Origin of the sequence: Nocardiopsis sp. NPDC007018, from assembly GCF_040635075.1 — a bacterium.
Lineage (GTDB): Bacteria > Actinomycetota > Actinomycetes > Streptosporangiales > Streptosporangiaceae > Nocardiopsis.
In genome coordinates, this window is record NZ_JBEYHA010000022.1 from 86438 (window position 1) to 95635 (window position 9198).

The 9198-nt window shown below is 72.3% G+C and carries 8 protein-coding genes; 6 read left to right on the plus strand and 2 right to left on the minus strand.

The window, feature by feature from the left end; translation table 11 throughout:
* Positions 1–333: 333 nt before the first annotated feature.
* Positions 334–1269 carry an LLM class F420-dependent oxidoreductase gene (locus tag ABZ635_RS14860; protein ID WP_357764447.1) on the minus strand — a complete coding sequence of 312 codons (936 nt, stop codon included), beginning with the start codon at positions 1267–1269 and terminating at the stop codon, positions 334–336.
* A gap of 139 nt (positions 1270–1408) precedes the next feature.
* Here ABZ635_RS14860 and ABZ635_RS14865 point away from each other — a divergent pair, with 139 nt between their 5' ends.
* The 5 genes from ABZ635_RS14865 to ABZ635_RS14885 all read left to right on the plus strand — a co-directional run bounded on the left by ABZ635_RS14865 (position 1409) and on the right by ABZ635_RS14885 (position 6365).
* Positions 1409–1999, plus strand: coding sequence for an RNA polymerase sigma factor (locus tag ABZ635_RS14865; RefSeq protein WP_357764448.1), 591 nt, complete (start codon positions 1409–1411; stop codon positions 1997–1999).
* Complete coding sequence (locus ABZ635_RS14870; RefSeq protein WP_357764450.1) at positions 1996–2796, plus strand: zf-HC2 domain-containing protein; 801 nt, start codon at positions 1996–1998, stop codon at positions 2794–2796. The genes ABZ635_RS14865 and ABZ635_RS14870 overlap by 4 nt, the downstream gene beginning before the upstream one ends.
* On the plus strand, positions 2793–3698 hold the full coding sequence (locus ABZ635_RS14875) for an ATP-binding cassette domain-containing protein (RefSeq protein ID WP_357764453.1): 906 nt from the start codon (positions 2793–2795) through the stop codon (positions 3696–3698). Before ABZ635_RS14870 ends, ABZ635_RS14875 begins: the two co-directional genes overlap by 4 nt.
* The gene (locus tag ABZ635_RS14880; RefSeq protein ID WP_357764455.1) at positions 3695–5245 is read left to right on the plus strand and encodes a hypothetical protein; all 1551 of its coding nucleotides are present in this window, start codon (positions 3695–3697) and stop codon (positions 5243–5245) included. The genes ABZ635_RS14875 and ABZ635_RS14880 overlap by 4 nt, the downstream gene beginning before the upstream one ends.
* A 190-nt stretch (positions 5246–5435) precedes the next feature.
* Positions 5436–6365: an EamA family transporter gene (locus ABZ635_RS14885; protein ID WP_357764458.1), complete on the plus strand. Its 930-nt coding sequence runs from the start codon at positions 5436–5438 to the stop codon at positions 6363–6365.
* 50 nt (positions 6366–6415) lie between these two features.
* Here ABZ635_RS14885 and ABZ635_RS14890 read toward each other — a convergent pair whose 3' ends face one another.
* Positions 6416–6574: a hypothetical protein gene (locus tag ABZ635_RS14890; protein WP_357764461.1), complete on the minus strand. Its 159-nt coding sequence runs from the start codon at positions 6572–6574 to the stop codon at positions 6416–6418.
* A gap of 62 nt (positions 6575–6636) precedes the next feature.
* Here ABZ635_RS14890 and ABZ635_RS14895 point away from each other — a divergent pair, with 62 nt between their 5' ends.
* Entirely contained in the window at positions 6637–8997 is a 2361-nt protein-coding gene (locus ABZ635_RS14895) for a M64 family metallopeptidase (RefSeq protein WP_357764464.1), read from the plus strand.
* Positions 8998–9198: the final 201 nt, after the last annotated feature.

Below are 9198 nucleotides of genomic sequence, written 5' to 3' on the forward strand. Positions count from 1 at the left end.
CGCGGGACCTACTGAGGCCGCCCTAACCGGATCGCCGGGGCGCGGGGGACGCGAACGCGCCCCCTCACCACCGGTGCCACCCTTCAGGGCCGCTTTGACCTGCGACGACGCCACATCGTCACCGGTCGCGGCCGGTGGGCCGCGCACACTCACGGGCCCGGGACGTGCCGTCGAAAAGCGGTCGACCTCACAGGCCCGAACCGGGAGCGGGACGGGGGAACCCCCGCTGTTATCTTGATGTCAAGGTATCTAACTTGTATCTCGATATCAAGTTATCGGGCGCGGCGCCACACCCCCGTCCGCCCCCGCGCCCCTCCTCCCGGGCACCGCCGGTCAGTCCAGCGCCGGTGCCACCGCCGACGCCACCAGCTCCAGGTGGTCCAGGTCGGCCAGGTCCAGGAGCTGCAGGTACATTCTCTCCGCACCCGCCTGCGCGAAGCGGCCGATCCGGTCGACGATCTCCTCGGGAGACCCGGCCAGGCCGTTCTGACGCAGCTCCGCCACGTCGCGGCCGATCCGGGCCGCACGACGGGACACCTCGGCCTCGTCCCGCCCCGCGCACAGCACCTGCGCCGCCGAGTACACGATCGGCGCGGTGCGCCCGGTCGCACGCACGGCCTCGGCGGTACGTCCGAAGGCCGCCTCGGTCTCCTCCAGAGAGCAGAACGGAACGTTGTACTCGTCCGCGAACTTGGCCGCCAGCCTCGGCGTGCGCTTGGCGCCGGTGCCGCCGATCAGCACCGGCGGGTGCGGCCCCTGCTGCGGCTTGGGCAGAGCCGGGCCCTCCGCCAGCCGGAAGTGCCTGCCCTCGTACCGGAAGGTGTCCCCCACCGGGGTGGACCACAACCCCGTGATGATGTCGAGCTGCTCCTCGTAGCGGTCGAACCGCTCCCGGGCGGAGTCGGGGAAGGGGATGCCGTAGACCGCGTGCTCCTCCTCGAACCACCCCGCGCCGAAACCGAACTCGACCCGGCCGCCGCTCATCCGGTCGACCTGGGCGACGGAGATCGCCAGCGGACCGGGGTGGCGGAAGGTCGCCGCCGTCATCAGGGTGCCCAGCCGGATACGGGAGGTCTCCCGCGCCAACCCGGCCAGGGTGATCCACGCGTCGGTCGGACCGGGGAGCCCGCTGACGTGGTCGCCCATGGACAGAAAGTGATCAGACCGGAACAGGGCCTCGAAACCCAGGTCCTCGACGGCCCGGGCGACGGCGAGCTGGTCCTCGTAGGTGGCCCCCTGCTGGGGTTCAAGGAAGATCCTCAGGCGCATACGCCCCATTTTCTCCCACCGCACCGACCGTTCGGAAACCGCCGCGCGGGTACTGTGGAAAAGCCGAGGTCAGGGCGGACCGGCCCCGGCCCTCCCCCCACCCGAACCGTTCCGCCCCCGACCCGCGATAGCACCCCACGTGAAGCTTCTCCGCCGCGCGCGACGCCGCGCACCCGCCTACGGCCCCGACAGCACGGACCCCGTACTGCTGTCCGCCGTCGCCGCCGGGGAGACCGACGCCCTGGAGATCCTGCACCGCAGACACGCTCCCTGGCTACGGACCCGCCTGCGCTACCGCTGCTCCGACAACGACCAGCTCGACGCCGCGCTCCAGGAGACCTTCCTCGCCGTGTGGCGCAACGCCGGTTCGTTCACCCCCCGCCCGGGTGACAGCGACGCCGGTGCCTGGCTGTGGACCATCGCGATCCGACAACTCATCTCCCAACTGCGCAAACGCGCCAACCGGTGGATCGCCGAGAACGATCCCGAACCGTACGAGACGATCGGCGACGCCTCCGCCGAGGACACCGTGCTGCTCAACATCGAGCACGGCCCCCTGGGCGCCGCCCTACACCAGCTCTCCCCCGAACTGCGCTCGGCGATCCAGGCCACCGTCCTCGACGGCCTGACCGTGCGGGAGGCGGCGGAGATCCTCCAGATACCCGAGGGAACCGTGAAGACACGGGTCATGCGCGCCAAGGCGCGGCTACGGGAGGCACTGACCACATGAGCTGGCACCTGACCCACGACCAACTCCACCGGTACGCGGCGCACACCGCCGACGACGTCACCGCCATGTCCGCCGAGGCCCACCTGACCCACTGCGCCCGCTGCCGCTCCCTGCTGCCCGCCGACCAGGAGTGGCTGGACCGCAGTTGGGCCGACCTGCGCGACATCGTGGACCAGCCCAGGCGCGGCCTGGTCGAACGCGCGCTCACCGCCGTCGGCCTCCGCGAGAACACCGCCAAGCTCCTGGCCGCCACCCCGCAGCTCTACCGGGCCTGGCTGGGCGCCACCGTGCTCGTGCTGGCCATGGCGCTGGTGGTCGCGCACGAGGTACCGCGCGGCTCGCTGCTGTTCTCCTTCACCGCGCCCGTCGTTCCGCTGATCGGGGTCGCCCTCGCCTACGGTCGCGGGGTGGACCCCGCGCACACCCTCACCTCCGTCACGCCCCTGGCCGGATACCGGCTCCTGTTCCTGCGCACCGCCGCGGTGCTGGTCCCGGCCCTGGTCCTGTGCACCTCGGCCGCGTTCCTGATGCCCTCGGTCACGTCACTGGCGGAGGCGGTCTTCTGGCTGCTGCCCGCGCTGGCCATGGTGGCCGGGTGCCTGGCGCTGAGCCGCTGGATGGCCCTCTCGGCCGCCGGAGGGGTGGTCGGCTCCGCGTGGCTTCTCGCCCTGTTCCTCCTCGGCTCCGCCGACGGCCTCGACCCCCTGCTGCTGTTCTCCCCCGCCGCGCAGGCCAGCTGGGCGACCGTGTTCGCGGTACTGGCCGGGATCATCCTGATCCGGGTGAGGACCGCGTGAGCACCGGCACCACCGTCGGCGGGCCCGCGACCGGGAACCGGGTCAGCGTGAGCGGCCTGGTCCGCAGCTACGGCACGCGCCGGGCCCTGGACGGGATCGACCTCGACCTGGGGCCGGGAGTGACCGGGCTGCTCGGGCGCAACGGCGCGGGCAAGACCACGCTGATGCGCTGCCTGGCCACCGACCTGGACGCCACCGGCGGACGGATGCGGGTGCTGGGACGCGACCCCGAGCGGGCCGCCGACCGCACCGAGATCCGCCGCCGGATGGGCTACCTGCCGCAGGTCCCGACGTTCTACCCGCACTTCACGGTGTTCGGCCTGCTCGACTACGTGGCGGTGCTCAAGGAACTCGGCGGGCGCCGGGCACGCCACGACGAGGTCCGCCGCGCCATGCGCCGGGTCGACCTGTACGACCGCAGGCACAGCCGGGTGCGACGCCTGTCCGGCGGGATGCACCAGCGCCTGGGCCTGGCTGCCGCGCTGCTCGGCGATCCGGAACTGCTCCTGCTCGACGAGCCCACCGTCGGGCTCGATCCCGAACAGCGCATCCGCTTCCGCGACCTGGTCTCCGAACTCGCGGTGCACAGCACGGTGGTGCTCTCCACCCACCAGATCGAGGACGTCTCCGCGTTGTGCCGCCGGGTGCTGTGCCTGGACCAGGGCCGGGTGATCTTCGACGGCACGCCCGGGGAGCTGGTGGCCCGTGCGCGCGGGCGGGTGTGGGAACAGGGTGTGCGCCCCGAGCGGGGCGTGACCTCCTGGCGCCTGGCGGACGGACGGTACCGCGTGCTCGTCCCCGAGAGAGCGGACAACCCGGACTCGACGACCCGCGTCCCGGTCGAGCCCTCCCTGGAGGACGCCTACCTCCTCCTCACCGGGGCACGGGGCACCACCCGGTGAGCCGGGTCCCGACGTTCCTGGCGCTGACCCGGTTCAACCTGCGGCACCTCCTGCTGAGCCCGGTGTTCCTCGCATTGGTACCCGCCACCCTGGTCGTGCTGGCGTCCTCCTCCTACTACCCTGCGCTCCCGACCTGGAAGGATCTGATCAGCCAGGTCAGAATCCAGATCGTCGGGATGTCCGCGGTGATGTTCGCGGTCACGACCTTCCCCGCGCTCCGAGAGGTGCGGTACTCGGAGGGTTTCGCCCCACCCCTGACGGCACGCGCCCGCCTGGTGTCGGTGCTCCTGGCGTCCGTCCTGGTCACCTCGGTGTGCGCGGGTCTCCTGATCGCCCATCTGGCCCTGAGGGGCCCCGAGCCGATCGCGGGGACGGCCAGCCCGTTCGCCGTCGCGGCACTGGTCGTCCTGAGCTGGTGCGGGCCGATCGGGGCACTGGTCAGCGCGGTCTGGACCCGTTCCTACACCCCCCTCGTGCTGCTGCTCCTCCTCATCCCCGCGTACCTGCTGTACACGGTCACGTCCATGGGGGCGCGGGCGGAGGAGCTCCTACGGCGCCTGAACGAGCTGGCCCGCTGGCTACTGGACCCGCTGCCCGTCGACGAGCCCTCCGTGACCCGGCTCGGTGTGGTATCCCTGCTGCACGTCGTGTTCCTGGCGGCCCTCCTCCTCACGGTCGCGCTGGCCCGCAAGAGGAACACGCGGCTCGTAGGGCCCGCGTCCGTCGGCGTGGCGGCACTACTGCTCGCCGGGATGGTGAGCGTCGACGTGCACGCCCAGCGCTCCTACACCTACGAAACCCCCTTCACCGACCATGAGGTGTACGGCGCCGATGCCGACCCGTGCCGGGTCCGGGAGGGCGTCACCTACTGCCCGCTGCCCGGGTACGACTCCTGGGTGGACTACTGGCACGCCGCGCTCGCGCCGACCGTGGAGCGGATACCGGAACGCGCGCGGGACAGCATGCCCACGGTGTGGCAGGGCTCCCAGCACCTGCGCCGCGACGTGCGCGAGTTCCAGCCCGGCGCGCTGGAGTTCCCACGCACCGACGAACCGTTTCCTCCGCGCGGAACGGTTCTCCTGTTCGACAGTTGGGAGCCAGGGGCCCGCTACCACCATGACGATCTGGTCTCCGACTTCACCTCGAACGTCCTGGGCCTGCCCCGCCTGTACGACCCCTGGTGCGAGGCCTCGGGACAGGCCAGGATCGTGGTGGGGGCCTGGCTGGTCTCCGGCGCCGGAAAGATTCCGGCCGCGGAGAGCAGGTGGGCGGTGGAGGCCTTCCTGCCCCGGTTCCAGCCCTCGCCCCTGGACCTGCGGTTGACGCGGGCGCTGCTGGAGCTGCCCCCGGAGGACGTCGCCACCGTCGTGGACGAGCACTGGGAGACCCTGGTCTCCGCCGACACCCCCACCGAGGAGCTGGCGGAGCTTCTGGAACTCCCCCTCACCGGAGACGGGGCGGTCCCCGGCCCGGACTGGGAAGCGGACTCCTGGTACGGACCTCCGCTCCCGCCCGACGGTGACTGGCGGCCCCCCGTCTGCCGCTGACCCGACGGCGCACGCTACCGTGGCGGGATGAACACCTACTGGCACCGGGTCCTTCCGCCGCTGTCCGCCTGACCGGGCGCACACGCTGACCACCCCGAGCTACGAGGCCCCACCGCACCGGTGAGCGGCCCCGTCCGTCGTGCGCCCGTCGACGAACTCCTCTCCAGGCGTCCAGACGGAAGGTACGCACATGCCAGACCAGAACAACCCCACCACGACGGCCCGGCCCCGACTCACCGGCGGCGCGCCGCCCATCCTCGGCGCCGCCGTCCTGTGGGGCACCACCGGAACCGCCAGCTCCTTCGCTCCCGACGGAGCCCACCCGGCCGCGATCGGCTCCGCCGGTCTGGTCCTCGGCGGGCTCCTGCTCTTCCTCGCCAGCCGGGGCTCCATGGCCCTGGTCACCGGTGCGGACACCCGCACGCGGTGGACGCTCCTCCTCGGTGCGGTTGCGGTCGCCGGGTATCCGTTGTCGTTCTACCCGGCCGTCGCCAGCACCGGGGTGGCGGTCGGCACCGTGATCACCCTGGGCAGCGCCCCGGTCTTCTCCGGGCTGCTCGCCTGGTGCGCGGACCGGACCCGGCCGACCGCCCGCTGGGTGACCGCCACCGCGGCGGCGGTGGTCGGCTGCGCGGTGCTGGTCCTGGGGCCCGGGCTGGCCGGGGTCCCCGCTCCGACCAACGCCACGGGCGTGTTTCTGGCGCTGCTCGCCGGGTTCTCGTACGCGCTGTACGCGATCATCGCCCAGCGGCTCATCCGGCGCGGGCACACCTCGGGTGCGGTCATGGGGTCGATGTTCGCCGGGGGCGGCCTCCTCGTTCTGCCCGTGGTGCTGGTCGCCGGGACCGCCTGGCTGGCGACCGTGAGCGGCGCGCTGGTCGCCCTGCACCTGGCCCTGTTCACGGTCTTCCTCGCCTACTGGCTGTTCGGTGTGGGCCTGCGGTACACCTCCGCGTCCACGGCGACCACGCTGAGCCTGGCCGAACCCGCCGTGGCGGCGCTGCTGGGCGTGGCCCTGCTGGGTGAGCGCCTTCCCCTGGTCTCCTGGGCGGGGCTGGTGGTGCTGGCCCTGGGACTGGCCGTCCTGAAGGCGCCCCGGCGGCCGCGCCCGCGCGGTTGAGCCCGGCCGGGCGGAGCCCTCGCGACCTCGCGGCTCCGCCCGGTCCCGGGTCAGCCGACCCGGACCCAGAACCCGGTTCCGAACCCGCGCTCGCTGAACTGGCCCGCGTGCGCGGGAATGGTGACCGTGACGCTCTGCGCCGAGGTGAGGAAGTCGTTGGAGGTGCGCGTTATCGAAGTGCTTATGGCCCTTTCCCTGGTAGACGCCACGCGAACGTCTGTACGCTTCCCGGCAAACATCCCCCGCATCCCCTGAATCAGAAGGACACCCCTTGCGCAGATCCGCGGCGGCCCTGGCCGCCCTGTCCCTGCTGGCCACAGCCGCCGTGCTCGACGTCACGGACGCCCCCGCCGAGGCCTCCGCCCTGGACGGAGCCTCCGTGGTGCCCCTCCAGGTCACCGGAGACCCCTCCGAACGGTTCAACCTCGTCCTGCTCGGCGACGGCTACACCGAAGAGGAGATGCCCCTCTTCCGCGAGCAGGTGGACCAGCACCTGAACGTGCAGTGGAGCATCGAGCCGTTCCGCTCCTACCGGAACTACTTCAACGTCTACCTCGTCGAGACGCCCTCGGCGGAGTCCGGCGTGGACTGCGACCCGGCCCACGGTTGGGAGGAACGCGACACCGCCCTGGGCATGGGCTTCTTCAACGGCTGCGACGAGTCGGCCCTGGAACGCCTGCTGACCGTGGACGCGTCGGCCGCCAACGCCGCCGCCGACCTGGTCCCCGGCGTGCCCGCGAACAACCGGCAGATCCTGGCGCTGGCCAACAGCGAGACCTACGGAGGCGCGGGCGGACGCCTGGCCACCGCCTCCTCCGGCAACGCCCTCTCCGCGCTGATCAGCCCGCACGAGCTGGCGCACTCCCTGGGCGGGCTCCAGGACGAGTACCCCTACTACTTCCGGGACACCAGCCTGGGCCGCTACACCGGCGCCGAACCCACCTCGGCCCACCACACCCTGATGTCCTCCGAGCGGATGCTCGAAGAGGAGGCCAAGTGGTGGCGCTGGCTCGGTGAGGAGAGCGAGTCGGGCGGCGTGATCGGCGCGGCCGACGCCGACGGGCACGAGGGCGGCCTCTACCACTCCGAGGGAGTGTGGCGTCCCAGCAACCACTCGATGCTCAAGACCCTGGGCTACTACTTCGACCAGGTCGGACGCGAGGTGATGACCCGCCGCATCTCCGGACTGCGCGACCAGGCGACCCTGCCGGTCTCCTCCACTCCCGAGGGCGAGGTGGGCGCCGAGGACGCCGTGTGGGTCGAGGGACCGCACCCCGTCCACCACGAGCTGGACTACACCTGGACGGTCGACGGCGAGGAACTCGCCGAGGCCTCCGGAGCACGCGGCCTGGAGTTGGCCGGGCTCGACCTGGACGCCGGCACCCGGATCAGCGTCCGGGTGCAGGACCCCACCGAGTTCGTCCGCGACCCGGCGATCCGCGACTCCCCCGCGATGACCCAGACACGCACCTGGACCGTGGGCGCGGCCCAGGAGCCGGTCGAGGCCCAGGCCGGATTCACCCGCCACCGCGACACCGAGCGCGCGGTCAGCGCCACCGAGGTCGTCTACGCGGAGACCACCCGCCCCACCGACCGCCTCATGGAGGTCGCGTGGGAGCTGGACGGGGAGACCGTGTCCACCTCCGCGGACGGACGCACCCTCGACCTGGGCGCGTTCGACCTGTCGGCCGGTGACCACGTCCTGACCGCGACCGTCACCGACCCCGCGGGCTCGGACTCAGAGTCGCTCACCTGGACGGTGGACGCCACCGACCCGACCGCGCCCCGCGAACTCTCCGAGGCCGCGGCCACCGTCTCCGGCGGCGAGCACCACCTGTTCCTCAACGAGTTCTCCATGCGCCTGTCCCCCGAGGACGACGGCGAGGGCCACGTGGTCGGCGAGTTCCGGGTCGACGGTGACGGCTGGCACCACTACTACGGCTGGCCCGAGGACTCCGGGGCGCCGTTCCGCTTCACCCCGGACGGCACCAACGTCGACGACCTCGTCTACGGAAGCCTCGGCAGCGGCGGCCTGTCCATGGCGGTCTTCGAGGTGGACTCCCACGAGCCCGGCTGGGGCACCCACACCGTGGAACACCGGGCGATCGACTCCGCGGGCAACATCGGCGGCGCCGAGTCGTTCCGGGCGACGGTCATGCCCGGCACGGAGCTCGAGTGCGCCGAGACCGTCACCGGCAGGGTCAACGGCGGACTGGACGTCGACGAGGGCGTGGTCTGCCTCGACGGCGCCGACGTGCGCGGAGGCGTCACCGTGGCCGAGGGCGCGTCCCTGGTGGTGCGGGGCGGCTCCGTGCGGGGCGGGTTGACCGCCTCCGGCGCCCACACCGTCCGCCTCTCCGGCACCGAGGTGAACGGCGCCGTGTCGATCACCGGCACGACGTCGGAGGTGACGCTCCTCGGCTCGGCGTTCTCCGGCTCGCTGGCGCTGAACGACAACACCCAGGTCCCCGCCGCCAGCTGGACCGGCGGCGACGAGGGATACGGGCCGGTCATGGCCGCGAACACCGTGCGCGGTTCGCTGGCCTGCTCCGGCAACAGCCGGGCCGTCGCCGACTTCGGCGCGGCCAACGACGTCACGGGCTCCGTCGCGGGGCAGTGCTCCGACCTGTGACACCACCGCCCGCGCACCGGAGGTTCCTCCCCCGGCGTTGATGACGAGGGTCGCCTCGCCGATGGGCAGGTCCCACAGGGAGGACATGCACAGGTTCTCCAGCTCGGCGCTGTTCACGGTGGACAGGCCGACCGCCCGGGCCCGTTCACACGCCGACACCCGTCCGTTCGTGTCGGCGCCCCGCCACGGTGCGCACCGCGC